The organism is Novosphingobium resinovorum (genome assembly GCF_027922145.1).
Classification (GTDB): domain Bacteria; phylum Pseudomonadota; class Alphaproteobacteria; order Sphingomonadales; family Sphingomonadaceae; genus Novosphingobium; species Novosphingobium resinovorum.
In genome coordinates this window covers 15,083-40,828 of record NZ_BSFC01000006.1, presented here as the reverse complement: position 1 = coordinate 40,828, position 25,746 = coordinate 15,083, and the positions used below count along the sequence as shown (strand labels likewise).

The 25,746-nt window shown below is 66.7% G+C and carries 26 protein-coding genes; 11 read left to right on the top strand and 15 right to left on the bottom strand.

Annotated elements, in window-relative coordinates; translation table 11 throughout:
• Positions 1 to 119: 119 nt before the first annotated feature.
• Both PKE80_RS03725 and PKE80_RS03720 read left to right on the top strand, forming a co-directional pair.
• Positions 120 to 971 carry a hypothetical protein gene (locus tag PKE80_RS03725; RefSeq protein ID WP_271181336.1) on the top strand — a complete coding sequence of 284 codons (852 nt, stop codon included), beginning with the start codon at positions 120 to 122 and terminating at the stop codon, positions 969 to 971.
• A 168-nt stretch (positions 972 to 1,139) separates the two neighbouring features.
• Positions 1,140 to 1,790: a hypothetical protein gene (locus PKE80_RS03720; protein ID WP_271181335.1), complete on the top strand. Its 651-nt coding sequence runs from the start codon at positions 1,140 to 1,142 to the stop codon at positions 1,788 to 1,790.
• 17 nt (positions 1,791 to 1,807) lie between these two features.
• On the opposite strand, the gene fabI is transcribed toward PKE80_RS03720, so the two are convergent.
• The 8 genes from fabI to PKE80_RS03685 form a co-directional block, all read right to left on the bottom strand.
• Positions 1,808 to 2,554 carry an enoyl-ACP reductase FabI gene (gene fabI, locus PKE80_RS03715; protein WP_271181334.1) on the bottom strand — a complete coding sequence of 249 codons (747 nt, stop codon included), beginning with the start codon at positions 2,552 to 2,554 and terminating at the stop codon, positions 1,808 to 1,810.
• A complete protein-coding gene (locus PKE80_RS03710) occupies positions 2,551 to 3,690 on the bottom strand; it encodes an acetate/propionate family kinase (protein ID WP_271181333.1) in 1,140 nt (379 codons plus the stop codon). Before PKE80_RS03710 ends, fabI begins: the two co-directional genes overlap by 4 nt.
• On the bottom strand, positions 3,687 to 4,631 hold the full coding sequence (locus PKE80_RS03705; protein ID WP_430098927.1) for a bifunctional enoyl-CoA hydratase/phosphate acetyltransferase: 945 nt from the start codon (positions 4,629 to 4,631) through the stop codon (positions 3,687 to 3,689). Before PKE80_RS03705 ends, PKE80_RS03710 begins: the two co-directional genes overlap by 4 nt.
• Complete coding sequence (locus PKE80_RS03700; protein WP_271181332.1) at positions 4,624 to 5,742, bottom strand: alpha/beta fold hydrolase; 1,119 nt, start codon at positions 5,740 to 5,742, stop codon at positions 4,624 to 4,626. Before PKE80_RS03700 ends, PKE80_RS03705 begins: the two co-directional genes overlap by 8 nt.
• Before the next feature lie 75 nt (positions 5,743 to 5,817).
• Positions 5,818 to 6,183: a mechanosensitive ion channel family protein gene (locus PKE80_RS25295; protein ID WP_370424473.1), complete on the bottom strand. Its 366-nt coding sequence runs from the start codon at positions 6,181 to 6,183 to the stop codon at positions 5,818 to 5,820.
• Positions 6,159 to 6,449 (bottom strand): mechanosensitive ion channel domain-containing protein, encoded by a 291-nt coding sequence (locus tag PKE80_RS25290; protein ID WP_370424474.1) that lies wholly within the window; start codon positions 6,447 to 6,449, stop codon positions 6,159 to 6,161. Before PKE80_RS25290 ends, PKE80_RS25295 begins: the two co-directional genes overlap by 25 nt.
• Positions 6,450 to 6,578: 129 nt before the next feature.
• A complete protein-coding gene (locus PKE80_RS03690) occupies positions 6,579 to 7,424 on the bottom strand; it encodes an SDR family NAD(P)-dependent oxidoreductase (protein WP_271181331.1) in 846 nt (281 codons plus the stop codon).
• Entirely contained in the window at positions 7,421 to 8,764 is a 1,344-nt protein-coding gene (locus tag PKE80_RS03685; protein ID WP_271181330.1) for an MFS transporter, read from the bottom strand. Before PKE80_RS03685 ends, PKE80_RS03690 begins: the two co-directional genes overlap by 4 nt.
• A 142-nt stretch (positions 8,765 to 8,906) precedes the next feature.
• On the opposite strand from PKE80_RS03685, the gene PKE80_RS03680 reads away from it, so the two are divergent.
• From PKE80_RS03680 to PKE80_RS03670, 3 genes are all read left to right on the top strand, one after another.
• Positions 8,907 to 10,064, top strand: coding sequence for an alpha-hydroxy acid oxidase (locus PKE80_RS03680; protein WP_271181329.1), 1,158 nt, complete (start codon positions 8,907 to 8,909; stop codon positions 10,062 to 10,064).
• Between the two features lie 73 nt (positions 10,065 to 10,137).
• A complete protein-coding gene (locus tag PKE80_RS03675; RefSeq protein WP_271181328.1) occupies positions 10,138 to 11,334 on the top strand; it encodes a cytochrome P450 in 1,197 nt (398 codons plus the stop codon).
• A gap of 30 nt (positions 11,335 to 11,364) precedes the next feature.
• Positions 11,365 to 12,168, top strand: a complete 804-nt coding sequence (locus PKE80_RS03670; RefSeq protein ID WP_271181327.1) for an enoyl-CoA hydratase/isomerase family protein — start codon at positions 11,365 to 11,367, stop codon at positions 12,166 to 12,168.
• Between the two features lie 105 nt (positions 12,169 to 12,273).
• Here PKE80_RS03670 and PKE80_RS03665 read toward each other — a convergent pair whose 3' ends face one another.
• The 4 genes from PKE80_RS03665 to PKE80_RS03650 form a co-directional block, all read right to left on the bottom strand.
• Positions 12,274 to 13,080, bottom strand: a complete 807-nt coding sequence (locus tag PKE80_RS03665; protein ID WP_271181326.1) for an IclR family transcriptional regulator domain-containing protein — start codon at positions 13,078 to 13,080, stop codon at positions 12,274 to 12,276.
• Positions 13,081 to 13,150: 70 nt separating this feature from the next.
• Positions 13,151 to 14,761, bottom strand: a complete 1,611-nt coding sequence (locus PKE80_RS03660) for a GMC family oxidoreductase (protein ID WP_271181325.1) — start codon at positions 14,759 to 14,761, stop codon at positions 13,151 to 13,153.
• Positions 14,758 to 15,489, bottom strand: coding sequence for an enoyl-CoA hydratase/isomerase family protein (locus PKE80_RS03655; RefSeq protein ID WP_271181324.1), 732 nt, complete (start codon positions 15,487 to 15,489; stop codon positions 14,758 to 14,760). The genes PKE80_RS03660 and PKE80_RS03655 overlap by 4 nt, the downstream gene beginning before the upstream one ends.
• Positions 15,482 to 16,453: an NAD(P)H-dependent flavin oxidoreductase gene (locus tag PKE80_RS03650; RefSeq protein ID WP_271181323.1), complete on the bottom strand. Its 972-nt coding sequence runs from the start codon at positions 16,451 to 16,453 to the stop codon at positions 15,482 to 15,484. The genes PKE80_RS03655 and PKE80_RS03650 overlap by 8 nt, the downstream gene beginning before the upstream one ends.
• A 109-nt stretch (positions 16,454 to 16,562) precedes the next feature.
• On the opposite strand from PKE80_RS03650, the gene PKE80_RS03645 reads away from it, so the two are divergent.
• Together PKE80_RS03645 and PKE80_RS03640 are read left to right on the top strand one after the other, a co-directional pair.
• Positions 16,563 to 18,041 carry an enoyl-CoA hydratase/isomerase family protein gene (locus tag PKE80_RS03645; RefSeq protein ID WP_271181322.1) on the top strand — a complete coding sequence of 493 codons (1,479 nt, stop codon included), beginning with the start codon at positions 16,563 to 16,565 and terminating at the stop codon, positions 18,039 to 18,041.
• Positions 18,038 to 18,598: a metallophosphoesterase family protein gene (locus tag PKE80_RS03640; RefSeq protein ID WP_271181321.1), complete on the top strand. Its 561-nt coding sequence runs from the start codon at positions 18,038 to 18,040 to the stop codon at positions 18,596 to 18,598. The genes PKE80_RS03645 and PKE80_RS03640 overlap by 4 nt, the downstream gene beginning before the upstream one ends.
• Before the next feature lie 183 nt (positions 18,599 to 18,781).
• On the opposite strand, the gene PKE80_RS03635 is transcribed toward PKE80_RS03640, so the two are convergent.
• Genes PKE80_RS03635 through PKE80_RS03625 form a run of 3 tightly spaced genes read right to left on the bottom strand, consistent with a single transcriptional unit; the run spans position 18,782 to position 21,947 of the window.
• Positions 18,782 to 20,296 carry a class I adenylate-forming enzyme family protein gene (locus PKE80_RS03635; RefSeq protein ID WP_271181320.1) on the bottom strand — a complete coding sequence of 505 codons (1,515 nt, stop codon included), beginning with the start codon at positions 20,294 to 20,296 and terminating at the stop codon, positions 18,782 to 18,784.
• Positions 20,296 to 21,453: a thiolase C-terminal domain-containing protein gene (locus tag PKE80_RS03630; protein ID WP_271181347.1), complete on the bottom strand. Its 1,158-nt coding sequence runs from the start codon at positions 21,451 to 21,453 to the stop codon at positions 20,296 to 20,298. Before PKE80_RS03630 ends, PKE80_RS03635 begins: the two co-directional genes overlap by 1 nt.
• 59 nt (positions 21,454 to 21,512) lie before the next feature.
• A complete protein-coding gene (locus PKE80_RS03625) occupies positions 21,513 to 21,947 on the bottom strand; it encodes a Zn-ribbon domain-containing OB-fold protein (RefSeq protein ID WP_271181319.1) in 435 nt (144 codons plus the stop codon).
• Positions 21,948 to 22,039: 92 nt separating this feature from the next.
• On the opposite strand from PKE80_RS03625, the gene PKE80_RS03620 reads away from it, so the two are divergent.
• The 4 genes from PKE80_RS03620 to PKE80_RS03605 all read left to right on the top strand — a co-directional run bounded on the left by PKE80_RS03620 (position 22,040) and on the right by PKE80_RS03605 (position 25,412).
• Positions 22,040 to 22,507, top strand: a complete 468-nt coding sequence (locus PKE80_RS03620) for a PaaI family thioesterase (protein WP_271181318.1) — start codon at positions 22,040 to 22,042, stop codon at positions 22,505 to 22,507.
• A gap of 98 nt (positions 22,508 to 22,605) precedes the next feature.
• Positions 22,606 to 23,382 (top strand): SDR family oxidoreductase, encoded by a 777-nt coding sequence (locus tag PKE80_RS03615; RefSeq protein ID WP_271181317.1) that lies wholly within the window; start codon positions 22,606 to 22,608, stop codon positions 23,380 to 23,382.
• Between the two features lie 17 nt (positions 23,383 to 23,399).
• Positions 23,400 to 24,173 (top strand): SDR family NAD(P)-dependent oxidoreductase, encoded by a 774-nt coding sequence (locus PKE80_RS03610; RefSeq protein WP_271181316.1) that lies wholly within the window; start codon positions 23,400 to 23,402, stop codon positions 24,171 to 24,173.
• Positions 24,174 to 24,185: 12 nt separating this feature from the next.
• Entirely contained in the window at positions 24,186 to 25,412 is a 1,227-nt protein-coding gene (locus PKE80_RS03605; RefSeq protein WP_271181315.1) for an acetyl-CoA C-acetyltransferase, read from the top strand.
• The last annotated feature ends 334 nt before the right edge of the window (positions 25,413 to 25,746 follow it).

The window sequence follows — 25,746 nt, the reverse complement described above, 5'->3', positions numbered from 1 at the left end:
CTTTTCATTTGATTGAAATGATCTGGCGGGCATTCACTTCATGAAATTGTCCGCCAGATTGTATAGATATTCATTCAGAATCGAGCCCGCGCTGTTCGATCGGGAAAGGAAGGCTGTTCGTGACATTCCACACCATCACTGCAGGTGGGCTTGCCTTGGTACTGGCTGGACAGGCCGCATTGGCTCAGGCTCCGTCAGAACTTTCCGATCTCGTGGGCTCCCGTGCGCCCGGCGCTGAAACCCAGATGAAGGCGCGTGGCTACGACCTTGTGAATACGCAGAAAGGCGATGATCGCAGCTACACCATTTGGTGGAATGGCGACAAACGCCAGTGCGTTACCGTTGCGACGATGAATGGACGTTACGATTCGATCACCGATACGCTGCCTGCCGATTGCGGTCACAGTACCGGTCATACCCGATCGGATGCGCGCGACGGGGATCGCGACCGTGGGTATCATCCAGACATCGGTTATGCTCGGTCAACCGCCGGGCAGCGCGAGTCGCCAAGCTATGTCGAGGACCGGGCTCGCTTTCAGGTAAACGATCAGAATGTCGATCTGGGGCTCGTGTGCTTTGGAGACGGTCAGCGTAGTAGTGTTTCGACGACGTATGGCTGGTCATGGAATGCGCGGACCAATCGCTATGACTATGGCAACCGCACCGAGATGACCGGACAGCAGTTCGATGCCTCGCTGATGCTTCAGTTCTGGGAAGGTGGCGGGCGCATCCGACTGCCCAAGAAGCTGGTTCCCCCCATCAACAGCCGGGGTAATGACGGGTGGTGGGATCTTTATGATGTGGACATGGGGCCGGACGTGATCCGGGCCAAGTACCGTCTCAATGGTCTCAACAAGCCTTTGGTCACGATCAACCGCCGCAGTGGTCAGATCAGCGTCCAGGGCACCGCTTCTTATGCATTCCGTGGAACCTGCGACCTGATCGAGGGGCGGGAGCATCGGCGCTTTTAAGATCGCGCGCCCGGCCCTGCCTTCCCTCGCGTTACTTGGGTCGGGCAGCGGTGCGTCAGGCTGTAAGTAATCGTTCCGTCCTATCGGCTTTACATCCCGCCCCAACTCTATGGGAGCATTTCTATGGTTACGAGGCAGGCAATGTTGAGCGCGGCTGCGGCTATCGCAGTGTCCGTTCCCGCCGTTGCGCAGGCGCCCGTCCGCAGCGAGCGCGTGCAGTTCGCGCGGGGCGCAAGTTCGACACTCCTGCGCGGGACGATCAAGGGCTACCAGACCATCGACTACCTGCTCTCGGCCAGGGCCGGGCAGACGATGACGGCGTCGCTCAGCAGTTCCAATCGTTCCGCCTATTTCAACGTGCTCCCGCCGGGGTCGCGCGATGTGGCGATCTTCACCGGATCGACGAGTGGCAATCGCTTTGTCGGCCGCCTGCCGTCGAATGGCGACTATCGGCTGCGGGTCTATCTGATGCGGGGTGCGGCACGGCGCGGCGAGCGAGCGGACTTCGGCCTGTCTGTGGCGGTGACGACGCGGCCGGGGGCGGGAGCGCCGGGGCCGGGCCCTCGTCCCGGGACTGGCACCGGGCAGCCTGTCGCACCGGGCAACATGGCCGCTTACTGTCGCGGCGAGGCATCGGCGCAGTATGGCGTCAGGCCCGCCTACATCGCCACCGCGCGTCTGATCCGCGGGCGTAACGGCGGCAGCACGATCGACGGCACCGCCGATCAGGGGCGGAGTGGCATCAAGCGCTTTCGCTGCCGCTTCGATGCGCGCGGGCGTTTCATCGACGTAATGGCGCTCACCCGCGATGGCGAGTGAGCCCGGACGATCGGGATTCAGCCGGTAACGTTGTATCCGGCATCGACGTAGATCGTCTGTCCGGTGATCGTCGGCGCGCGGGGTGAGAGGAGGAATGCGGCCATCTCGCCCACCTGCTCGATGGTGACTAGCTGGTGCATCGGCGCGGTCTCGGCGGCCTTCGCCATGAGATCGTCGAAGTGCGACAGGCCCGAGGCGGCGCGGGTCCGCACCGGGCCGGTGGAGAGCGCGTTGACGCGCACGCCCGAAGGGCCGAGTTCGGCGGCAAGGTAGCGCACGCTCGCCTCCAGCGCGGCCTTTACCGGCCCCATGATGCCGTAGCCGGGGATGACCTTTTCCGAGCCGTAGAAGCTCATTGTCAGGATCGAGCCGCCTTTCGTCATCATTGGCGCAGCGCGCGCGGCGAGGCGGATGAGCGAATGGCACGAGACGTCCATGGCCGCCGCGAAACCCTCGGCCGAGCAATCCAGCACGCGGCCCTGCAAGTCCTCCTTCGGCGCAAAGGCGATCGAATGGAGCAGGAAGTCGAGGCTTCCCCATTCCGCCGCGATAGCATCGAACAGGGCGTCGACCTCTTCGGGCCGCGTCACATCGAGAGGCAGGAAGATCGGCGCTTCCACTGCCTGCGCCAGTGGCTCGACATGCGGGCGCGCCTTGTCGTTGAGGTAAGTCAGCGCGAGCGTCGCGCCCTGAGCGCGCAGTGCCGAGGTGCAGCCCCAGGCGAGCGACTGGTCGTTGGCAAGACCGACGATGAGGCCTTTCATGGCATTGACTCCAACTGGGTCTCCAGCAAGGCACGGGCATGGATCGCCATCATGCGCTCCTCGTTGGCGGGGATGACGAGGCTCTCGACAGGTCCGAGGAAGGCCAGGCGTTCGAGGACGGCGCCGCGCAGGCCCGGTGCGTTCTCGCCGATGCCGCCGGTGAAGACGACCGCGTCGATCCCGCCCATCGCCACCGCCATCGCGCCGACATACTGCGCAACGCGGTACGTGAAGCAGTCGAGCGCGAAGGCGGCGCGCGGATCGTCGCTGGCGACGAGCGTGGCGACGTCGTTGGTCAGGCCCGACAAGCCCTTGAGACCGGACTCCTCGTAGAGCATGTGGTCGAGCGCGTCTGCGTCGAGGCCGAAGCGGCGCATCATGTATGTCACCGCGCCTGCATCCAGCGCGCCGCTGCGGCTGCCCATCGGCAGGCCGTCGAGCGCGCTCATGCCCATCGTGGTGTCGAGGCTGCGCCCGCCGCGAAGCGCGCAGAGGCTGGCGCCGTTGCCCAGATGGGCGGCGACGACGCGGCCTGCGGCAAGGTCCGGCCGCTGCTCGGCCAGCATGCGCGCGATCCATTCGCAGGAGATGCCGTGGAAGCCGTAGCGCCGTACGCCCGCCTCGCGCATCGCTTGCGGAAGGGCGAAGCTGTGGACCACCTCGGAATGTCCGGCATGGAAGGCGGTGTCGAAGCAGGCGATGTCCTGCGCATTGGGCGCGAGGCGGCCGGACGCGGCGATGCCGGCAAGGTTGTAGGGCTGGTGCAGCGGGGCCAGCGGGCAGAGCGTCTGCAGTTCGGCCATGACTTCGGGCGTGACGATGACGGGCGCGGTGAAGGTCGCGCCGCCGTGGACGATGCGATGGGCGAAGGCGTCGATGCGCCAGTCGTCGTCATGTGCATCGATGCAGGCGATCACGGCGGCGAGGGCGGCCTCCTGGTCGGCGCCGGGCAGTTCATGCGTGATCTGTGCGCCGGTCCCGGTGACTTTCGCGTTCATGCGGCAGTCGGTGCCGATGCCCGTGACTTTGCCGGCCATCAGCAGGTCGAGACTGGCACGCGCGAAGATACGGAACTTGAGGCTCGACGATCCGGTGTTGAGGGTGGCGATTGCGGGAGTAACCGGCGCCGCGATCACAGGATCGCGCCCGAGGTCCGCGCCTGCGCCAGCAGCACGGCGATGGCGCAGGAGAGCAGGCGTGCCCGCTCGCTGTCGGCGCGGCTGGCCAGCATGACCGGCACCCGCGCGCCCAGCACGATCCCGGCCGCTTCCGCCCCGCCGAGGAAGCTGAGTTGCTTGGCCAGCATGTTGCCCGCCTCGATGTCCGGCACGACGAGGATGTCGGCCTCGCCCGCGACCGGGGAGACGATGCCCTTCTCCCGCGCGGCCTCGGGCGAAACGGCATTGTCGAAGGCGAGCGGCCCGTCGATCACGCAGTCGGCGATCTGCCCGCGGTCGGCCATCTTGCACAGCGCGGCGGCGTCCAGCGTCGCCTGCATGCGCGGGTTCACTGTCTCGACGGCGGCGAGCACCGCGACCCTGGGCTTCGCCTGCGCGTCGAACAGCACCCGCCACAAGTCCACCGCGCTCTGTACGATGTCGGCCTTGGCGGGAAGGTCGGGTGCGATATTGACGGCGGCATCGGTGATGATGAACGGCTTGGGGTAACTCGCGATGCTCATGACGTAGGCATGCGACAGCCGCCGTTCGGTACGCAGGCCGGCCTCGGGTTTGAGGATCGCACCGAGCAGTTCGTCGGTGTGGAGGGAGCCTTTCATGATGGCAGCCACCTTGCCGGTTCCGGCAAGCATCGCGGCCTGTGTGGCGGCTTCGTGGCTGTGTTCGGTATCGATGATGGGCCATTGAGTGCCTTTGAGTGCCGCCTGGTGCACGGCTTCCTCGATGCGCGAACGCGGCCCGATCAGCACCGGAGCGATGAGCCCGCGCCGTGCCGCATCGGCCGCCGCCTCGATCGCGACGGCGGTGACGGGATGGACCACGGCGGTCGGAATCGGCGGAAATCCGCCACATCGGGCCAGCAACCGCTCGGTCGATTGGGTGATGGCGGCCTCAGTCATGCGCGAGAATCCAGCGCGCGATCTCCGGCCAGGCATCGGCCAGCGTGCGGTGCCCCATGAACAGCCCGATATGCCCGCCGGGAACCAGCCTGCTCTCGATCAGACCGGAGTCCGTGCCGAACAGGTCGCGGGCGCGGAAAACCTGCTCGGAGGTGGTGATATCGTCCTCTTCGCCCGCCAGCAGGTAGGTGGGGATGGTTATGTCCTTCAGGTCCAACGTCCGCCCGAGCGCGCTAAAAGTGCCGTTGGCGAGCCGGTTTTCCTTGAACAGCTGGCTGATCGCCTGGAGGTAGTAGCGGCCCGGCAGGTCCAGCGGGTTCTCGTACCAGCTGGCGAATTTCTCGGTGCGGGCGATGTAGTTGCGATCCTCGATGTTGCGGTAGAGCGCCTCGAACTTCTCGACGTACTGCTTGTCGGGATGCATGTTCTTCCAGCCCGTCAGCATGAAATCGCCGGGCATGTTGCCGCCGCCCGCGCCGACCATTTTTTCATAGACCGACATCGGCATGGCATGGGCAAGCTCGCGGATCGGTCCGTGTCCCGCGTCGGTATCGATGGGCGATCCGGCGAGGGTCAGGCTCTTCACCTTGCCCGGAAACCGCGCGGCCATCATCGTGCTGAGCCATCCACCCTGGCACAGCCCGATGAGATGGACCTTTCCGCCAAGATCATCGACTGCGACGTTGAGCTGTTCGAGGTAGGTGTCGATGTCGAAGTAGCGCATTTCCGCCGTTGCGGGCTTCCAGTCCGTCGCGAAGACGTTGGAGATGCCGCTTGCCATCAGCGTTTGCACGAGGCTCTGGCCATCGGCGTAGTCGGCGATTGTGGAACTGTGCCCGGCGAAGGGCGCGTCGATCAGGACCGGCGTTCCGCTGGCGCCTTCTCCACCGAACTCCCGCAACCGCATGGTCGCCAGATCGAGGCGCACGATGTTTGCCGTGGCCCATTCCGGCTCGGGCGGATGCTCGATGCGGCCCGCCTCGACCGCGAAGTCGAGGTTGCGCTGCATCGTCTCGACGGCCTGTTCGCCAAGCGTCAGCGCCGCTGCAAAGGGCCAGAAGAACGGGACGCTGTGTTCGTGATCGGCGGATGCTTCGACGGGCAAGGTCATGAATGCGTCATCCAGTCTTCACCTCAAGATGCGGGAACGGATAGCGGGCGGCAGGGTAATGGATGTGACAGTCGGTCACAAATCCTTTGCAGCCTGAGGCATCCGGGCGTCGTGAAGCCATAATTCGCGCTGAGGGTACGGAATGGAGATGCCGGCCTCGTCCAACGCCTTGATGATCGCGAAGTAGAGGTCGGATCGCACGGTCATGCGCTGGTTCACGTCGCCCAAGAAGCACAGCAGGTTGAGGTTGATCGCATTGTCGCCCAAGGTGTCGATCACGACGCGAGGAGGCGGATCGCCCAGTACCTTTTCGTGCGATACCGCTATGTCGGCGAGCAGCTTGCGCACCTTTTCCGGTTCGGAACCATAAGCGACGCCTACCGGCAGCACGATCCGTCCCTCGCTGTCGCCATAAGTCAGTTTCTTGAGGCTACCAGCCACCAGTTCGTTGTTGGAGATGCTACTTCGTGGTGATCGGCTGTTTCGATGTGCGTCGAGCGGAATGCGACCTTGCGGACATGGCCGGAATAGCCTGCGATCTCGATCCAGTCGCCTTCCTTGATCGGCCTTTCGATGAGCAGAACAATACCGCTGACGAAGTTCGCGACGACCGACTGCAGGCCAAAGCGCGCCGCCCCGCTGCCGAGGCCACCCGAAGAAGTGAAGGGCGATGTCATCGAACTGGTCGTTCCCAGTGATTTCTTCATGCGAAGATGACGCCCAATGTTCATAGGGGCTAGAGAAAGATATGACCGCCATGATCGATCAAGCTTGCTAAAGCAGATGGCCTGCTCCTGAGAGCGCTAAATTGACCTCTGAATGTCTCGTAAGGGTTGTCAATCTTTCAATCGAGCCAGCGCGACAGCACTTTTCAGGGATGAACCCGGAGGATCCGCAAGTGACGCGCCCACCCAGCCACCATCAACTTGAAGATCACACCCGGTAATGTAGCTGGCCCGTCGAGACACCAAAAAGGCTATTGCCTCTGATACTTCTTCGGAAGTTCCTGAACGAGGAATTGGTGCGGCCTTCAAGGCGTTTCGCGATGTTTCGCTGCGGCCCATCTCCAGACGCCCCATCGGCGTGTCAATGCATCCTGGCGAGATCGAGCAGATGCGGTGTCCCTGACGACCGAACGGTGTCGCAAACCGGCGTGCCATGCGCAGAATCCCGGCCTTGGAAAGCGCGTATGCCATCCCAGGCAATGCCGCTTCCGGACCAATGAGTTCACTCAACCGGGCGGCGAGATCTGGTTTTTCGGGCTGGTCGAGCAAAGCGGCAATGCGCGGGTCTTCAACCGGTGCCGTGTGGGCGGTCATCGAACTTATGAGGATCGCGGCTCCTTCAGCCCGCAGGCGCTGTCTCAGCAGTTCGACAGCGGCCGCGGTCGCCGTGAGATTCACGGCAAGTATGCGCTCGAAACTTCCCATACTTGGCGAGAGGCCCGCCGTCAGTACCAGCGCGTCGATCTCCGGCAGGCCGTTCGCAAAAAGCCCAAGCGCGTGCCTGTCTGCTATGTCCAGGGCAGCTACTTGCGCATTGAAGGCGATGCGCAGTGGCTCTAGTCCTTCGGTCGACAGGTCGGCGAGAATCAGGTCATAGCCTTCGCGGTGGAGGACTTCGGCGGTCGCCCGGCCGATCCCCGAACCGGCGCCGATGATGCAAGCGACAGGTCTGGTCATGTGTGCTCCGGTGCTTGCAGCTGAAGGTCGAGCCGCGTTTTTGAGTGATACCGCAGCGATAGCGCCATCAGCGCGAAGGCGACGGGTACGGCGATTGCGCCGATGATCGCCAGCGATGCCGACAGCGGATGCGCAAAGCCGGTCAGGCGATCGCTCATGTAGCCGGACAGAATCGGCCCCAGCCCCGTGCCGAGCAACGCGGCGGTCATCGCCATGATCGCCATCACCTGCGCGCGAAGGTGGCGCGGGGTGATGTACTGGAAGGTAAGCGAGGAAAGGCTCGTCACGCAGCTAATGAGGAACAGCGCCGCGCCCATCAGCGTCAGTTCGAGATAGAGCGAGGATGTCAGCAGCCCGAAGGCGGCGAGAGGCCAGACGAGTGCGAGTGCGCACAGGATGACTCGCAGAACCGTACCCGCCGGATCCTGTCTTGCGAGGCGGGATACCAGCATCCCGGCCGAAAGCGTCCCCGCCGCTCCGCATATGAGGTAGACGGGGCCGAACAATCGCCCGACTTCCGCCTCGTCGATTCCTTTGGAGCGCATGATCGCGGCGGGGAGCCAGCTGATGTAGCTCGCGAGCAGGATCATCACCGCGGCCATAGCCAGCTGGTAGAGCACGAAAATCTGCCAGTGCCGGCCGAACAGTGCGAAGACCTCGCCGAAGCCGGGCGAGGTTTCCTTCGGCGATGCAGCGGCCTTGCGGTCCACGATCAGGAGCAGCAGCGCTGCGGGTATCAGGCCGAGCGCGCCGACGATCAGGAACACCGCCTGCCATGCGTTGATGCTGCTCAGGATCGGCACCGAGCCGGGTTCGAGACCGTCCGCCCAGGCATAGATCGCCCCGCCTAGGCCGAGCGCAAAGCCGCCGCCGATGAAAGGCGCGAGCATGTAGAACGAGGTCGCTGTCGCCAGTTGGCGACGATTGAAGCGGTCGGACAGCGTTGCCAGCGCGGCGGGGGTGAGGCCTGCCTCGCCTACCGCCACGCCGATGCGCGCGGCCATCATCTGCCCGAATGTGCCCGCGAAACCGCAGGCCATCGTCATCACGCTCCAGGCCGCGACACATCCGCTCATCACCCGCGAACGGCGCGTGCGGTCGGCCAGCCAGGCCAACGGCAGCGTCGCGGCGACGTAAAAGAGCGAGAAGCTGACGCCCTGGAGCAGTCCGAACCGGGTGTCGTCGATATGCAGCGCCGCCTGGATCGGCGCGATCAGCAGGCTGATGACCTGCCGGTCGAGGTAGCCGATGGTGTAGCAGAACGCGAGCAAGCCAGCGACGAGCCAACTGCGAGCGCTGGCTGGCGGCAGGTCCGCAGGCGCTGGGGAGCCCTCAGGCATCGATGACATATTCTCTCCCGGATGACGCGGCTCGGCGCTTTTTTGGCTTGCTCGAAGTGATTCTATATTGAACAAATGAGCGATAATCAAACATTGATCGCGGCTGCCGGTCCGGCGGAGCGCAGCGGAGGAGAGAGTCCGGATGTTCCGAAGCGTCGCGGAAGCAAGGGAAATCGCGCGTCGGCGCCTGCCACCGGCGGTGTTCCACTACATCGACGGCGGCAAGGAGGACGAGGCCACCGTGCGCGCCAACGAGGCAGCGTTCGCCCGGTGGAATTTCCTGCCCGCCGCCTGCCCTACCGCGACCCGCCCCGATCTTGAGACGACCATTCTGGGCCGCAGATGCGCGATGCCCCTGGCCATCGCCCCAACCGGGTTCGTGCGCATCGTCCATGCCGACGGTGAACTCGGCGCGGCGCGGGCGGCGGCACGCCATGGCCTGCCTATCGCGATCAGCACGTGGGCGAGCGCGCCGGCCGGGGACGTGGTGGCAGCGAACCCGGACTGCTGGTTCCAGCTCTACATGATCGGCGGCCGCGACGGCGCAGGCTATTGCATCGACCTGGCGCGCGAGGCGGGGTGCCGCGTCCTCGTGGTGACGGCGGACATCGCCGGTGTATCGCCCGCAGACCGGATCGCACCGCCGCTGCCCGATCCGGGCGATCCGGCCTCGATCCTGCGCTTCGCTCCTTCGGCGCTGGGCAGGCCGCGCTGGCTATGGTCGCTCCTGCGCGGGGGCCTCGCCATGCCCGCGCCGAATGCGCCCCGGCGGGACGACGGCACGATGCTGCGTGTCGCCGATGCCGGGCGACTGCTGACCCGGACCCCGCTGGGCTGGGATGACTTGCGGTGGGTGCGCAAGCGCTGGTCGGGGCCGCTGGTGCTCAAGGGCGTGATGCGGCCGGGTGACGCGCTCAAGGCGCTGGAGTGCGGGGTCGACGGTATCGTTGTGTCCAACCACGGCGGCAAGGTGCTCGACGGATCGGCAGCGACGCTCGATGCCTTGCCCGCTATTGCCGAGGCGGTGGGCGGGCGCTGCGAAATCCTGCTCGACGGCGGCTTGCGGCGCGGCGCCGATCTCGTGCGTGCCCGCGCGTTTGGGGCGAATGCCGCGCTGATCGGCAGGCCGTGGCTCTGGGGTCTCGCAGCAGGCGGGGAGCATGGTGTCGCGCAAATCCTCGACCTGTTCCGTCGCAGCCTCTCGGCGACATTGGCCAACCTTGATCTGTCGCGGTTCGACGAGGTCGATGGCTCGGTCCTCCGGCTGAACGGCGGTGCGGCCATGCACGAAGCGGGTTGACAGGGAGGGCCCGAATGCTGTCAATGGTCGAATAAGAAACAATAGGGCGATTATCGCCCATATGGAGATAGGGATGGCGCAAGGCCCGGGCGATGACGTCGATCTCGATATCCACGCGGCCGATGCGTATGAGCGCGGCCCGTGCATCTGGAGCCGTCTGCGCGAACGCGACGGGCTCGTCCATTCGCCGCGCCATGGCGGGTTCTACGTCGCTGCCCGGCACGAGGATGCGCTGAAGGTGCTGATGACGCCCGCGGTCTTTGGATCGGGCAAGGGCATTACCCTGCCGCCGCCCGGCGGCATCCGCAGCTTTCACATCCCGGCCGAGATCGACCCGCCGCTTCATGGCGAATATCGTGCGCTGATGCAGCCGCTGCTCGACGGCCCGCATGCCCGCGCGCTGGAGCCCGCCATCGGCGAGATCGCGCGGGGCCTTATCGCACGCATTCCCGATGACGAGCCGTTCGATTTCGTGCGCGTCTTCGCGCGGCCGCTGCCGATCGTGGTCGCGCTCGACATCATGCGGATCGACCGCAGCCATGCCGGCGAACTGGAACAGATGGTCGAGGATCTCCACCACGAAGTCGCCACCGGCACCCCGACCGGTGCGGCCGAGCGGCTCAGGATTTTCGCGGAGGACGTGATCGCGCAGCGCCGCTGGACGCTGAGCGATGCGGATGACGATGTCGTCGCCTCGATCTTGCGCGGGCAGGTGGAGGGGCGGGCTCTTAGCGCGGCGGAGCAGATGTCGATGGTGCGCCAAATCCTCGTCGGCGGCTTCGACACGACCTCGATCGCGCTGGCGACGATGATGAAGTGGCTGGCCGAGAACCCGGACGAGGCCGCACGCTTGCGCGCCGATCCGGTCGCGATCGACGCCGTGAGCGAGGAGATCGTGCGCTTCGCCTCGCCCTCCACGTATTTGCGGCGGGAGGTCATGGTGCCGACCGAACTGGCTGGTACGCCGCTGCAGGTGGGGGACTCCGTGCTCGTCGCCTTCGCCGCAGCCAATCGCGATCCGGCGAAGTTCGCCTGCCCCGAAAGCATCGATGCCAGGCGCAAGCCCAACATGCATGTCGGTTTCGGGGCGGGGCGGCATCGCTGTGTCGGCTCGTTCGTTGCCAAGGCCCAGATGCGCGTGGCCTTTACCGAACTGCTCGACCGTTTCGAGGGCTTCGCTTTGGAGGCCGAGCCGCCGATCACCTATTCAAGCGGGCTGGGGCAGGGCATCATGTCGATGACGATGCGTTTCCACCGGCGCGCGGGTTGACGTCATTTTCGTAATTAGAAGGGAATTTTCGTGCCTGCCATCGATCCCAGCCAGTACCAGTGGATCAAGATCGACAAGAACGACGGCGTCTGCACGCTGACGCTCAACAATCCGCGCCGCAAGAACGCCGTCTCGCGCCCAATGCACCAGGAGATCGAGCGCATCTGGGACGATGTCGACCGCGATGATGACATCCGCGTGGTGATCCTGACCGGGGAGGGCGGCGCGTTCTGCGCGGGCACCGACCTGTCGATGCAGGACGGCGAGAACCAGACGGGCCGGAAGGGCCGCCCGCCGACGAAGAGTGCGCGCCGCCTGTTCTGGAACATGCTCGATGCCGAAAAGCCGATCATCGCCAAGGTGCGCGGGCCCGCTTACGGCGTGGGCGTCAACATCGCGCTCGCCTGCGACATGGTGATCGCGGCGGAAGGCGCGAAGTTCTGCGATTCCCACGTGCGCATGGGCATAGCGCCGGGCGATGGCGGGGTCGCCTTCTTCCCGCTGCTGCTCGGCTTCCACCGGGCGAAGGAGTACCTGATGCTGGGCGAGGCGATCGTCGCCGAGAAGGCGGCCGAGATCGGCCTCATCAACTACTGCGTGCCCGATGCCGAACTGGACGATTTCGTCGATGGCTATGCGCGCCGTCTGGCGGCGGGGCCGCCGCTGGCGATTTCCTACGGCAAAATGTCGGTCAACCTGCTGCTCAAGCAGATGACGGCAGGCGCGTTCGAGACCTCGCTCGCCTACGACCAGCTAACGCTGTTCACCGACGACCAAAAGGAAGGCGCACGCGCGTTCCTGGAAAAGCGCGATCCGGTGTTCAAGGGAAGCTAGGAGCCTTCCACATCGTCATTGCGAGCGTAGCGAAGCAATCCAGAGCCGAGCAATACGCCCTGGGTTGCTTCGCTACGCTCGCAATGACGAATTAGGGGCAGCCCTTCAGGGCAGGGTCTCCGCCAGATAGCGCTGGACGTCGAGCATGGCGGGGAGGATTTCCTCGACCATCCGCTCCTTGCTCCCGCGCGAAGCGTGGAAGCCGACGTTGATCGCGGCGATCGTGCTGCCGGTGCTGTTGATGACCGGCACGCCGATCGACAGCGAATTGGGCGCAACCTCCTGGTCGATGATCGAATAGCCCTGCTCGCGCACCCGCGCGATCTCGGCCATGATATCCTTCACCGAAGTCAGCGTGTGGCCGGTGAGGGGCTGGCGCACGCTGCTTTCGATGGTCTTCTTCGCCGCCTCCACCGGCAGCGCCGCCAGCAGCACTCGGCCGAGCGAAGTGCAGTAGGCGGGCAGGCGGCTGCCCGGATGCAGGCCGGTGCCGACGATGTGATGCTGCGTATCGCGCGCGATGTAGACGATCTCGTGATGGTCGAGTACGGCGGCCGAACAGCTCTCGCCGATGCGGTTGGCCAGTTGCGACAGTGCCGGGCGCAGCAGTTGCGGCAGCGAGGCCGAGAGGTAGGACTGGCCCAACTTCAGGATGCGGGGGGTCAGTTCGAAATAGCGGTCGTCGGCGACCGCATAGTCCAGCTCCACCAGCGTCAGCAGGCAGCGGCGGGCCGAAGCACGGTCGAGCCCGCTCAGGCGCGCGACTTCGGCGATCGTCAACCTGTCGCGCCCCTTGCCGAAGGCCTCGATCACGGCGAGACCCTTGGCGAAGCCGCCCATCCGATCGACGTCGCGTACCGGCTTCTTGCCCGTTCCCGCCTCGACCAGTTCTTCTGCGTTGGCGCCCGCCATGTACGTCACCCTTTACCAATCAACTGTGCGATTATTGTACGGTTGGAGGACTTTCGACAAGTCCCGCGTATCACTCTTCCCCACCCAGGATCAGGTCTGCGGCGCGCCAGCCGACGACCATCGCGGGCGCGTTGGTGTTGCCGGCAGGCATGAACGGGAAGATCGAGGTGTCAACCACGCGCAGTCCCTCGACGCCTCGCACCCGCAGCTGCGGGTCGATGGCAGAGGCAGCGTCGCGGCCCATCCGGCAAGTGCCGCAGGCGTGGTAATTGGTGTAACCGGTGGCGAGATAGGCCGCCTCGATCGCCTCCTCGCTGGCGTGCTCGGGGCCGGGACGGGTCTCGGCCTCGATATAGGCGGCGAGCGGTGCCTGCGCGACGAAGCGGCGGGCGGTCGCGAAGATCGTCGCCACCATCGCGCGGTCCTCGTCATGGGTGACGTAGCAGGGCGCGATATCGGGCAGTGCCTCGGGATCGCGCGAGGCGATGGCGAGACTCCCGCGCGACTTCGGGCGGATCGGGTAGACGCAGATATTGAGGCCGCCCTGATCTTCCACCCTGATCGGCACGGCGCTGAAATCAAAGGTGAACGGCGAGATCAGCAGTTGCATGTCCGGCCGCGCAAGGGCGGGGTCGGACTTGAGCCAGGCGCCCATGTCGTAGGCGCCGCCCGCCATCGGCCCCTTGCGCTTCAGGTAATAGCACAGGACGCTGCGCACGAGGCCGAGGGCTCTAAACTCGCGGTTCTGCGATACCGCATCGGGCACGCGCCACTGGAACACGACGCCGCGATGCTCGAACAGGTTTTCGCCCACGGCCGGATTGTCGTGGACCACCGGCACGCCGATCCGTTCGAGCAGGGCGGCAGGGCCGATGCCCGAGCGCTGCAGGATTGCCGGGCTGGCGAGCGCACCGGCGCTGAGGATCACCTCGCGCCCGGCAGCGAAGCGCAGTTCCTGCCCGTTCCGGCGCGCGATCACACCCACGGTGCGCTTGCCTTCGAACAGTACGCGATCGACGACGACGCCCGTTTCCACCGTCAGGTTCGGGCGGTTCAGCACCGGCAGCAGGAACGCGGTCGCGGCGCTCTGGCGGCGGCCTTTCCAGATCGTGCGCGGGGCATAGCCGATGCGCGGGACGTCGGCGGGATCGTTGACGTCTTCGACTTTGGCGAGGCCCATCGTCGCGCCCGCGTCCAGTACCGCTTCGGTCAGCGTGTTGTGCGTTTCCGGCATCGAGATGCGCAGCGGCCCGGCATCGCCGCGCGTCGCGTCGGGGCCGAGTTCATGGTTTTCCATCCGGCGATAGGCCTCGCCGATGTGGAGCCAGCTCCATTCCGGGCCGGTCAGCGCGGCGAGTTCGTCGAAGTCCGCCGCGCTTCCGCGATTGTAGACCATGCCGTTGACCGAACTCGATCCGCCCAGAACCCGGCCGCGTGCCCAGAATTCGGCGGTGTCGTTCGATCCGCGCTCGGGCCGGGTCATGAACGGCCAGATATAGCGCATGTTCGCCATGATCTTGGCGAGGCCGCGCGGCATGGCGATGAAGGGGTGCTTGTCGCTGCCGCCCGCCTCCAGCAGCAGCACGCGGACTTTCGGGTCTTCGCTCAGGCGGTTGGCGAGGACGCAGCCCGAAGAGCCTGCGCCGACGATGATGTAGTCGTAGCCGTCGAGCGTAGTCATGACGTGGTGATGGTCCTCTCGTGGCGTACTTCGTCGAACAGGGAGAGCATGTTCGCTTCGGAGCGCATGGTGTCCTTTCCTGCCGCGGCATCGCGCAGGAACTGCATGTGAAGGTCGAATGTAAGCGGCTGCGCGGCTGCACGGGTCATCATCGTCGTCGCCAGCGCCTCGGCGCGGGGCAGCAGAGCTTCGGGCGCGACCACTTCGTTGACGAGCCCCCAGGCGAGCGCGGTGGCAGCGTCGATCGGTTCTCCGGTCAGCATCATCTGTGCCGCGCGCTGAGTGCCAACGGCGCGCACCAGCAGCGATGCGCCGCCCCAGCGCGGGAAGAAGCCGACCTTGCAATGCGTATCGGCAAAGCACGCGGCTGGGGTGGCGATCGCCATAGTGCAGGACAGCGCCATTTCCAGCGCGCCGGTCAGGCAGGGCCCGTCGATCGCGGCGATCACAGGCTTGCCGAGCGAGCGCAACGCGGCGGCCGGGTCGGGCTTGACCGGAGCGGCGCCGTCCGGCCGGTCCTTGAGGTCCACTCCGGCACTGAAGCAGCCCTGCGCGCCGGTCAGGATGACGGCGCCGATTCCGGTGTCCTCGGCCGTCCGGGCCATCAGAGCGGCGAAATCGCGGCGCATCGCGCGCGTCATCGCGTTGCGCGCGGCTGGTCGGTTGAGTGTTATGCGACGGATGCCGTCGCGATCTTTGACCAGAATCGGCGCTTCGGGGTCAGGCATGCGCGGCCGCCTTGGCCATGTCGGGAAGCGCACAGGCTTCGGCATATTCGCGGCGCAGGCGTGTGACGAGGGTGGCGACATCGGGCACGTCGCCGATCAGGTCGATGCCCTGGCCTGCACTCCACAAGTCACGCCAGGGGCGGATGTCCTCGGGCAGATGCGCGTAGCTGCGCGTCGCGGGAGGGAGTGTCTCGGGCGCGATGCCCCGGTTTTCCAGAGAGGGACGCAGCCAGTTGGCGGGGACGCCGGTGATCGCAGGGGTATAGGCGAGGTCGGCCGAGGCATGCTCGACCAGCATCGCCTTGTACGCGGGCGGGGCGCTGGATTCCTGCGTGGCGATGAAACGCGTGCCGAGGTAGACGAGATCCGCGCCCAGCACTTCGGCGGCTCGGATCGCCGCGCCGGAGGAGACGGCGCCCGCGAACACGATCAGCCCGTCCCACATCGCCCGGACGCGCGGCAGGAAGGCCAGCGCGTTGAGCGTGCCCGAATGCCCGCCGCCGCCGCTGCCGATGCATACCAGCCCGTCGACGCCCGCCGCGATGGCCTTTTCGGCGAAGCGCAAGTTGGTGACGTCGTGCAGGATCGTGCCGCCGTGGTCGTGGATGGCCTTGGCGATCTCGGCGGGGTTGCCGAGGGCGGTGATGAAATGCGTGATTCCGCGCGCGATGCACAGGCGGATGTCGGGGAGCGTTTCCTCCAGGGGACGGCTGGCGATGATGTTGGCGGCGACCGGGCCGATGCGCGCTTCGGGATGGCGTTCGCGGTGGATGGAGAGGTCGCGGTGGAGGTCTTCCAGCCACTGCGCGAATTCTTCGCGGGTGCGGGCATTGTGGCGCGGCAATCCGGCCATTATCCCGGCCTTGGCGGCGGCGCCGACCAGTTCCGGTCCGGAGACCAGCATCATCGGCGCGCAGATTGCCGGCAGCACCAGGCGGGCACGGATGTCGGATGCCAGCGTCAAGACCCTCTCCTTGATTATCGTGCGTTATTCGCTCGATTGGTCACTTATTGCACCTTTTGTCGTCTTGAGGCAATCAGCGTCAAGCAGATCATCGACTTGGGAGACGACAATGAGCGCAGCGACGGCACAGACCGCGCACCTAACGGCACACAACGGCACCATAGCGGTACTTACGGTAGCCAATCCGCCGGTCAACGCGCTCAGCCACCATGTTCGCGTGGCGCTGTGCGAGGGCGTCGATCAGGTGCTTGCGAACGAATCGATCCGGGCGCTGATCATCCTGTGCGCGGGGCGGACGTTCTTCGCGGGGGCCGACGTCAAGGAACTGAACCGCCCGATCGAACCGCCGCTCTTGGGCGATGTCATGGCCGCGTTCGAGGCGTCCGGCAAACCGGTGATCGCGGCGATGCACGGCACGGCGCTGGGCGGCGGGTTCGAGCTGGCGCTGGCGGCGCATTTCCGCGTGGCGGTGCCCTCGACCACGGTGGGCCTGCCCGAAGTGGCGCTCGGCCTGCTGCCGGGGGCGGGGGGGACGCAGCGGGTGCCGCGGATCGTCGGCGTCGAGGCGGCGGTGGAGATGATCGCGCTGGGCCGCAAGGTCGGCGCGGCGGAGGCGCTCGAACTCGGCCTGATCGATGCGGTGGTGGAGGAGGGCAGGCTGGAGGAGCAGGCGGTCGCCTTCGCCGAGCAGGTGCTGCGCGAAGGCCGTCCGCTGCGGCGGGTGCGCGATGTAGCGATGAACGGCGATGCGGCTGAGATCGAAAGCATCTTCGCGGCCTTCCGTGCTCGCAACCCGGAATTGTTCGTGGGGCTGAAGGCGCCGGAGGGCGCGTTGCAGGCGATCGAGGCCGCTGCGACGCTGCCTTTCGAGGAAGGCATTGTGCGCGAACGCGATATTGCCCGCGCGCTGACGGCCAGCCCGGAATCGGCGGCCCAGCGCCACCTGTTCTTCGCCGAGCGCGCCGCCGCGAAGCTGCCGGGAGCGGAAGCCGTGAAGCCCCGCGCGCTGGCATGCGTCACGCTGCAGGGCGAGGTGGACGACCGCCTGCTGCGGCTCGGTCTGCCGGAGGGACAGGACGCGGTGATCCTGTGCGACGCGGCTGGACTCGACGCGCCGTCGGAACCTGACCTCTCGCACGTGGTCGGACTATCGATCGGCGAGGGGATGTGGGAGATTGCCGTCGCTGACCGGACCGCGCCGGAAGTAGCGCTGGGCGTCATGGCGATGCTGCGCAGCAAAGGCGTGCAGGCGATCTTCGTCACGCCCGGCGCGGAGCGTGTGGCCGATCGGCTTTCGGCGGCGCTGGCGCGGGCGGTCGATCGCCTGCTGGCCGAGGGGCAGGACATGGCCGACATCGTCGCCTCCGCGCGGGACTACGGCTTCGGACCCGAGGCGATCCCCGGCGAGGGCGGTGGCGCGGTGGACGCGGGAATCGTCGAGGCGCTGGTCACGGCTGGGGTGGCCGAAGCCCGGGCGCTCGTCGCCGAGGGGCGGGTGATGCGGGCCTCCGATATCGACGTTGCGGCGGTGAAGACCGGGCTCTGGCCGCTGTGGCGCGGCGGCCCTGCATTCGTCGGCGGGGTGTGAGGATCGGGATCGTCTCGGACGTCCATTGCCAGCACGATGCGCTGGCGATGGCGGCCGCGCGGATGGGCGCGATCGACCGGCTGATCTGCGCCGGGGACGTGATCGACCAGAGCCGGTTCTGCAGTCGCACCGTCGCTCTGCTGCAGGCGCTGGGCGCGGAGACGATCCTTGGCAACCACGACCTTGCCTTCCTTTCGGGCGAAGGTGCGCGCGGTCGTATCGATGCGGTGACGGGAGCGTGGCTGGCCGGGCGGCCGGAGGAACTGCGCCTCGATCTGGGCGGCCTGAGGGTACGTGTCGTTCATGCGACGCCGTGGGCGGGCGACTTTGCCTACGTCACCCCCGCGCACCCGCGCTTCGCCGGGTTCGAGGAGGAGGGAACCGACGTGCTGATCTACGGGCACACGCATGTGCCGGTGGTGCGGCGTCTGGGCGGAACGCTGGTGATAAACCCCGGCTCGGTCGGCGAGGGCCGCCCCGAGCCGCGCGGGTTCGTGCGTAGCTGCGCGGTGCTCGATACCGCGACGGGCGAGGCGCGGATCATCGATCTCGATTGATGGTGATGCCGCGCGTCCCTCGTCATTGCGAGCGCAGCGAAGCAATCCAGGGCAGTATGAGGCCGCTCTGGATTGCTTCGCTGCGCTCGCAATGACGAGGGGTGGGGACGGCGCACGCCGACGCCGCACGCTGCGGCGGCGACGCGGGTTGGAGGCGAGGGGGGCTTAACTGTGCCTGCGCCCCTACCGCAGCTTCTCCAGCACCTTGTGCCGCTCGGCGTATTTCGCGCGCACGGTGGTCTTGTCGATCTTGCCCGAGGGCAGGCGCGGGAACGGTTCGGGCTCGATGGCGACGTAGCGCGGCACCTTGTAGCTCGCCAGCGCCTCGCGGCAGTGGCGGATCACGGCGGCCGGTTCGATGCCCTCCGCCGCCGGGCCGTGGACGATGGCGAGCGGCGCCTCGCCGAAGTCGTCGTCGGGCACGGCCATGACGACCGCTTCCTCGACCTCGGCCATCTCGCAGATCGCGCCTTCGACTTCCATCGCCGAGACGTTGAGGCCGCCGGTGATGATGATGTCCTTGATCCGGTCGATGAAGGTGAGGTTGCCGCGCGCATCCAGCATGCCGCGATCGCCGGTGTGCAGCCAGCCGTCCCTGAAGGTGGCGGCGGTCTGCTCGGGATCGTTCCAGTAGCCGGTGGCGAGCGCGTCGCTTGCGATCAGGATCTCGCCGGCCTCGCCCGGATCGGCGGGCGAACCGTCCGCGCGCACGACCTTGAAGCGCGAGAACATCGCGCCAGGGCCGCACTTTTCGGGTGCGGCCACCACCGTCTCGTCCCGCGCGGCCCAGGCGCCGCCCGCTTCGGTGGAGCCGTAGGCCTGCCGCAGCACCACGCCTTTGTCGCGGTAGCGTTCGAGGAGGGCCGGGTTCACCCGCGCCCCGCTGATCTGCGCGAAGGCGATCGAGGACAAGTCCGCGCTTTCGAATTCCGGCAGCGCGGCGATGCGCTCGAAGAAGATGGTGGAGGCGAGGAACGTGGTGATCCGGTGATCGCGTAGCAGCCGTAGCGCGCTCTCGGGGGAGAAGCGGCTTTCGGAATAGACCGTCGCGCCCACGGCAAGGAACTGCAGCATGCACAGCGTGCCCGACGCGGAACTGTAGGGGCCGGTGACCAGCGCGCCGCCGCCGTGGCCGGTCGCGGGCTGCATCAGCACGAATTCGGCGGCGTAAGTCATCGTCGCACCGTGGCTGTAGATCACGCCCTTGGGAAAGCCGGTGGAGCCGCTGGTGCCGATGATGAACAGCGGGTCTTCGGCGCGCGCCTCGAAAGTGGGCGCGTGGGGTTCGGGCGCGCCGCGCAGTTCGCGCACGATGGCGAGGGGCACGTGGCGCATGCCCGGTGCCAGCGCTTCGCCGACCACGCCCGCCCGGTCGGCGTCGCTGAAGACGAGCGCCGGGTGGGTGATCCCGAACGACTTCGCCAGATCGCGCGCGCTGGCGCGGAAGCTGAGGGGCGCGGCGATCGCGCCCGACAGCACGGTGCCGACGATCAGCACCGCGTAGTCGAGCGCATTGTTCGCCACCATCGCGACGCGGTCGCCCGGCCGCACGCCCTGTTCGCCGAGGAACGCGGCGATGCGCGAGGCCCAGGCGTGGAGTTCGCCGAAGGTCAGCGTCTCGCCGTCGTAATGCAGCGCCAGCGCTTCTGGCTTGTCGCGGGCCCACCATTTGAGCGCGCGTTCGATCGTGACGGCCATCAGAGCGTCTCCTCGCTGCCGAGCAGGGCGGTGCTGCTCATGATGTCGCCGGGGCCGCCGGTGACGAGCGACAGCTTCGCATCCGGCACCGGGTTGGTCGAGGTGCCGCGGATCTGGCGCACCGCCTCGGGGATCAGGCCCATGCCGTGGATGAACCCTTCGCCGAGGTCGCCGCCCGAGGTGTTTATCGGCAGACGGCCGGTGGGCGCGATGAGGTTGTCGAGGGTGCAGAATTCGCCCGCTTCCTCGAAGCTGAAGAAGCCGTGGTCGATCATCGAGCCGATGCCCATCGCGTTCATGTTCATGTAGACCTGCGCGACGTCGACGTCCTTCGGGCCATAGCCCGATTCCCGCCACATGCGGTCGGCCAGTTCCTTCTGGCCCGCCGTGGCATAGTAGGGACGCCAGTTCTCCTCCAGCGCGCCGCCGCCCTCCATGGTGCCCATCGGTGCGGAGAGGACGTAGGCGGGCTTCTGCTTCAAGTCCTTCGCCCGCTCGGCCGAGACGAGGATGACGCAGGCGGCGCCGTCGTTCTCGCGCGAGCAGTCGAACAGGCGATAGGGTTCGGAGATCATCCGCGCATTGGCGTAGACCTCGTCGGTGATCTCGATGTTGCGGCCATAGGCGTGGGGGTTGTTGTGCGCGTGGTAGTAGGAGGCCTGCGTCGTCGCCAGCAGGGCGGATTGCGGGACGCCGTGGTACTCCATCAGCCGCTGCGCGCGCAGGGCAAGGATCTGCGCGGGGGAATCGAGGCCGTTCACCAGATACTGCGCCGAAGTGTCGTTCTGCGCCACCATCACCCGCAGGCGCTGGCTGCTGGTCTCGGCCATCGAGCGATAGACGGCGACGATCTCGGCCTGACCGGATAGGATTGCCATCGCGGCGAGGTTCAGCGTGGCGGGAAGGGCGCCGCCGTGGAACCAGACCAGCGAGGAGAAGGAGCACTCGCGCGTGCCCAGCGCCGGCATCAGCTTGGGCGCGTCGCTGCGTTCCGAGGCGTAGGAGACGAAGCCGTCGATGTCGCGCACGTCGATCCCGGCGTCCTCGGCGGCGGCGGTGATCGCCCGCAGCGCCAGCTTGAGTTCGGGTTCCGGCGAGGTGCCGCGCTTGTAATAGGGGGTCTGGCCGATCCCGACGATTGCCGCCGCGCCGCGCATCCTGCTCACGATTTGCTCTCCACGATTGTCCTCATGATCCGTCGCTCGAAGGGGCGCGCCTAGCGCACCAGTTCCCATTCGATGGCGGGGTAGTGCTTGGTCTTCGCGCTGGGCGGGCGGATGTGGCCGCGCACCTGCGCACCGATGGCAAGGCCGCTCTCGTCGCCGGTGAGGACGCCCATCACCCGCGCGCCGTCGGCACCGGGCAGTTCGACCACCAGCGTCACGTAAGGCACGTCGTCCTTGCGCTCCAGCACGCGGTCGAAGGCGTAGCGGCTGCGGGTGTAGGTGAAGACGGTGCCCTGCGGCTCGACGTCGGTCCAGGCGAAGTCCCACGATCCGCACTGGCCGCAGCGGTGGTGTGCGGGCCAGGTCCAGCCCTTGCAGCCGGTGCAGCGCGGCAGTTGCAGCTTGCCGTCTTCCAGCGCGCGCCAGAATCCGTCGTCGGCCTCGATCGCGCCGATGATCTTATGCTGCTCGAAACTGTACCCCATCCGTCTCTCCGTGGCCCGTCGCGGCTTGCGTAACGGCATGTCGATTTGTACGACTATGTAACAAGAGTGCGATTTACGACAAGGAGTCCGACTTGGCAATCCCCGCTGCACCTTCCGTCCTGCCCGATGATCGCCCGTGGCTGCCGACCGACAACGGCGGCCCCTTCACCGATCAAAGCGCCACCTTCTATTATGCATGGGAGGCCAATGGGGAGCGCGAGGACCGCACCGTTCCGCCGCGCTTCGGCTTCCGCGTCGAGCCGGTCCACTGCAATTTGCGCCCGACCTGCCACGGCGGGATGCTGGCGACGTTCGTGGACGTGGTCATGGCCAAGGCGATCATCCTTACCGGGCCGCCGCGCACTTCGGTGCCGACGGTCAATCTCTCCATCGACTACCTCGCGCCCGCCCCGCTGGGCGCGTGGGTCGAGGCCATTGTGCGCATCGACCGGCTGACGTCCACCCTCGCGTTCACCCACGTCACGCTCCATGTCGGCGAGACGATGATCCTGCGGGCGAGCGCGGTCTACCGGATTTATCCCTCGGAGCGCGCGCTGTGAAAATTTCCACAAGTGCTTTGCAATTGCTTGAATGAACGTTATTCGAGCATACGAGCGAATAACGCACTATCTATAATCTTGGGACGGGCTGAGCGGCAATGAGCGAAGCACAGCGAAGGGCGGCGGTTCTGGGCGCCTCCGAGGAAGGCGGCACCGGCTGGTGCATCGCCGAGACGCTGGCGGCGCAAGGCTGCCACGTCACGGTGGGCGCGCGGCGAATCGAGGGGCTGACGAAGCTGGCGGCGCAGATTTCCGGCACGCCCGCCCGGTGCGATGCCACCGTGGAGAACGAGGTCGAGGCCTTCGTCGCGACGGCAGCGGGCGAAGGGCAGCTCGACTGCGCGGTGCTGGTTGCCGGGGCGGGCATCCGGGGCACGATCGACACCATGAGGCCTGAGGACTTCGAGCACTGCATGAAGCTCAACTTCCATTCCGCCGTGCATTTCCTGCGCCATACCGCGCGGCGGATGAAGGAGGATGGCGCGATCGTACTGATGAGTTCGATCGCGGCGACCAATCCGTGGAAAGGCTACTTCGCCTATGGCGCCGCCAAGGCCGCATTGCAGACGCTGGTGAAATACGCCGCGATCGAGTTCGCCGACCGCCGTATCAGGGTGAACGCGGTGTGTCCGGGGCCGATCTCCACACCGGCGGCGCGCTACCTCGTCGATCATCCGCGCGCCGGGGCCGTGGTTGCGCATGAAGTGCCGCTCGGCCGCGTCGCCGGACCGCAGGACGTGGCCGACGCGGTCGCGTGGCTCTGTACCGCGCCGGGCTGGATCACCGGGGAGACCATCCACACCGATGGCGGCATGTCGCTGCGCCGACCGCCCGACATCGACGCCATCGCCGCGGCCTTCGCCGCACAGGACTGAACGAGAGAAGGAATGCCATGGAACTGAACGGACTGACCGCGGTGGTGACCGGCGGGGCGAGCGGCCTCGGCGAAGCCACCGCCCGCGCCCTGGCGGCGCAGGGCGCCCGGGTCGCGATCTTCGACCTCAACGCCGAGAAGGGCGAGGCACTGGCCGCCGAACTGGGCGGCGCGTTCGCACAAGTCGACATCACCAGCGACGAAAGCGTCGCCGCCGGCTTCGCCGCTTCGCGCGGCGCGCTGGGACAGGAGCGGGTGCTGGTCAACTGCGCCGGGCGCGGCAACACCTTCAAGACCGTGCAGCGCGCCCGCGACACCGGGGAGATCAGCACGTTCCCGATTGCCGAGTTCGAGCGCATCGTGATGCTCAACCTCGTCGGCACCTTCCGCTGCATCACCGCTTCGGCGGCGGGCATGCTGACGCTGGACCCGGCCAATGCCGACGGGGAGCGCGGGGTGATCGTCAACACCGCCTCGGTCGCGGCGACCGACGGGCAGGCGGGGCAGGCGGCCTATGCCTCTTCCAAGGCGGGGATCGTCGGGCTTACCTTGCCGATCGCGCGCGATCTTCGGCGCGAGGGCATCCGCGTGAACACCATCTTGCCGGGCATCATGGATACCCCGCTGTTCGCCACCGCCCGCCCCGAACTGCGCCAGCAGCTGGGCGACAGCGTGCCGTTCCCGCGCCGCATGGGCCTCCCGGCGGAATTCGCCAGCCTCGCGGTTGAGATGTGCCGCAACGCCTACTTCAACGGCGAGCACGTACGGCTCGACGGCGCGATACGGATGTAACGGAGAGAGATGATGACGGAAGCCTGGATCATCGATGCGGTGCGCACCCCGCGCGGGCTCGGCAAGACCGAAGGCGCGCTGGCCTCGCTGCACCCGCAGCAGCTCTACTCGCAGCTCCTGACCGCACTGGTCGAGCGCACCGGCATCGATCCGGCGGCGATCGACGACGTTATCGCCGGGGTCAACACCCAGCAGGGCAAGCAGGGCCTCAACCTCGCGCGGATGGCCGTGCTCGATGCAGGGTTTCCGGCGACGGTGCCGGGCTTCTCGCTCGACCGGTTCTGCGGCTCGGGCCTGACCGCGCTGACGCTGGCCGCCATGGGCGTGCAGTCCGGCGCGCAGCAGGTGGTGATCGGCGGCGGTGTCGAGCAGATGTCGCATGCCCGTACCCTGTCGCGCGAATTCATGCTCGATTCGGGCAACATGGGCCTGCGCAAGCGCATCCCGCAGCCGCACCAGGGCATCTGCGCCGACCTGATCGCCACGCTGGAAGGCTTCACCCGCGAGGAGCTCGACGCGGTCGCACTCGCCAGCCAGCAGCGCGCCGACCGGGCGATCCGCGAAGGCCGTTTCGACCGCTCGCTGATCGCAGTCCGGGGCGAGGATGGTGAAGTCCTGCTCGACCGCGAGCAGTACCCCCGCCCGCAGACCACCGCCGAGGGGCTGGCGAACCTCAAGGCCGCCTTCGAACCCTTCTTCGACCGCGCCATCGACGCCGAGGGCACGACTTACGGCGATCTCGTGCGCGGGGCCTATCCCGATGCCGCGATCCACTACATGCACACCGCCGCGACGAGTTCGGGCGTGGTGGACGGCGCGGGCGCGCTGCTCGTCGTCTCGCCGGACTATGCCAGAGCGCATGGCCTGAAGCCGCGCGCGCGCATTCGCGCCAGCGCGACAGTGGGCGACGATCCGACGCTGATGCTCAACGGCCCGGTCCCCGCCGCGCGCAAGGCGCTGGCGCTGGCGGGCATGGAAGTGGGCGATGTCGACCTGTTCGAAGTCAACGAAGCCTTCGCGGTCGTCCCGCTCAAGTTCACCCGCGACCTTGGCCTGGATCCGGAGGTCGTCAACGTCAACGGCGGCGCCATGGCGCTCGGCCATCCGATCGGCGCGACCGGCGCGATCCTTGCGGGCACGCTGCTCGACGAACTGGAGCGGCAGGACAAGACCGTCGGCCTCGTCACCATGTGCGCGGCGGGTGGACTTGCCCCGGCGGTCGTGATCGAGCGCATCTGATTTCCTCTCCGAGCTTGTCTCGGGGAGGTGGCGCCGCTGAAGGCGGTGACGAAGGGGGATTTGCCCGGCGTCTCCCCCTCCACCACCCGCTAGCGCGGGCGGTCCCCCTCCCCGAGACAAGCTCGGGGAGGAATTTGCCGGCAACCAAACTTCATCTTTCCTTCAGGCAGGATGGCGATGCCGTGCGCGCCGCGAAGTTACGTGGCAGCGCCTACCGGGTGTGCAGAGCAACCATATTGTGCGTAAATCGACCATAAGAACGATAAACGCACAATATTTGCCTTTTCAGGGTGCCTGTAGTTGACAGGCTCATGTAAGTGGCTCAATGGTTCTA

Excerpts from the sequence above, each read along its gene's own strand:
- fabI (WP_271181334.1), bottom strand. The coding sequence starts at position 2,554 with ATGAAAGGCCTCATCGTCGGTCTTGCCAACGACCAGTCGCTCGCCTGG.
- PKE80_RS03705 (WP_430098927.1), bottom strand. The coding sequence starts at position 4,631 with ATGACTGAGGCCGCCATCACCCAATCGACCGAGCGGTTGCTGGCCCGA.
- PKE80_RS03700 (WP_271181332.1), bottom strand. The coding sequence starts at position 5,742 with ATGACCTTGCCCGTCGAAGCATCCGCCGATCACGAACACAGCGTCCCG.
- PKE80_RS25290 (WP_370424474.1), bottom strand. The coding sequence starts at position 6,449 with ATGAAGAAATCACTGGGAACGACCAGTTCGATGACATCGCCCTTCACT.
- PKE80_RS03690 (WP_271181331.1), bottom strand. The coding sequence starts at position 7,424 with ATGACCAGACCTGTCGCTTGCATCATCGGCGCCGGTTCGGGGATCGGC.
- PKE80_RS03685 (WP_271181330.1), bottom strand. The coding sequence starts at position 8,764 with ATGCCTGAGGGCTCCCCAGCGCCTGCGGACCTGCCGCCAGCCAGCGCT.
- PKE80_RS03680 (WP_271181329.1), top strand. The coding sequence starts at position 8,907 with ATGTTCCGAAGCGTCGCGGAAGCAAGGGAAATCGCGCGTCGGCGCCTG.
- PKE80_RS03675 (WP_271181328.1), top strand. The coding sequence starts at position 10,138 with ATGGCGCAAGGCCCGGGCGATGACGTCGATCTCGATATCCACGCGGCC.
- PKE80_RS03665 (WP_271181326.1), bottom strand. The coding sequence starts at position 13,080 with ATGGCGGGCGCCAACGCAGAAGAACTGGTCGAGGCGGGAACGGGCAAG.
- PKE80_RS03660 (WP_271181325.1), bottom strand. The coding sequence starts at position 14,761 with ATGACTACGCTCGACGGCTACGACTACATCATCGTCGGCGCAGGCTCT.
- PKE80_RS03655 (WP_271181324.1), bottom strand. The coding sequence starts at position 15,489 with ATGCCTGACCCCGAAGCGCCGATTCTGGTCAAAGATCGCGACGGCATC.
- PKE80_RS03645 (WP_271181322.1), top strand. The coding sequence starts at position 16,563 with ATGAGCGCAGCGACGGCACAGACCGCGCACCTAACGGCACACAACGGC.
- PKE80_RS03635 (WP_271181320.1), bottom strand. The coding sequence starts at position 20,296 with ATGGCCGTCACGATCGAACGCGCGCTCAAATGGTGGGCCCGCGACAAG.
- PKE80_RS03630 (WP_271181347.1), bottom strand. The coding sequence starts at position 21,453 with ATGCGCGGCGCGGCGGCAATCGTCGGGATCGGCCAGACCCCCTATTAC.
- PKE80_RS03625 (WP_271181319.1), bottom strand. The coding sequence starts at position 21,947 with ATGGGGTACAGTTTCGAGCAGCATAAGATCATCGGCGCGATCGAGGCC.
- PKE80_RS03615 (WP_271181317.1), top strand. The coding sequence starts at position 22,606 with ATGAGCGAAGCACAGCGAAGGGCGGCGGTTCTGGGCGCCTCCGAGGAA.
- PKE80_RS03610 (WP_271181316.1), top strand. The coding sequence starts at position 23,400 with ATGGAACTGAACGGACTGACCGCGGTGGTGACCGGCGGGGCGAGCGGC.
- PKE80_RS03605 (WP_271181315.1), top strand. The coding sequence starts at position 24,186 with ATGACGGAAGCCTGGATCATCGATGCGGTGCGCACCCCGCGCGGGCTC.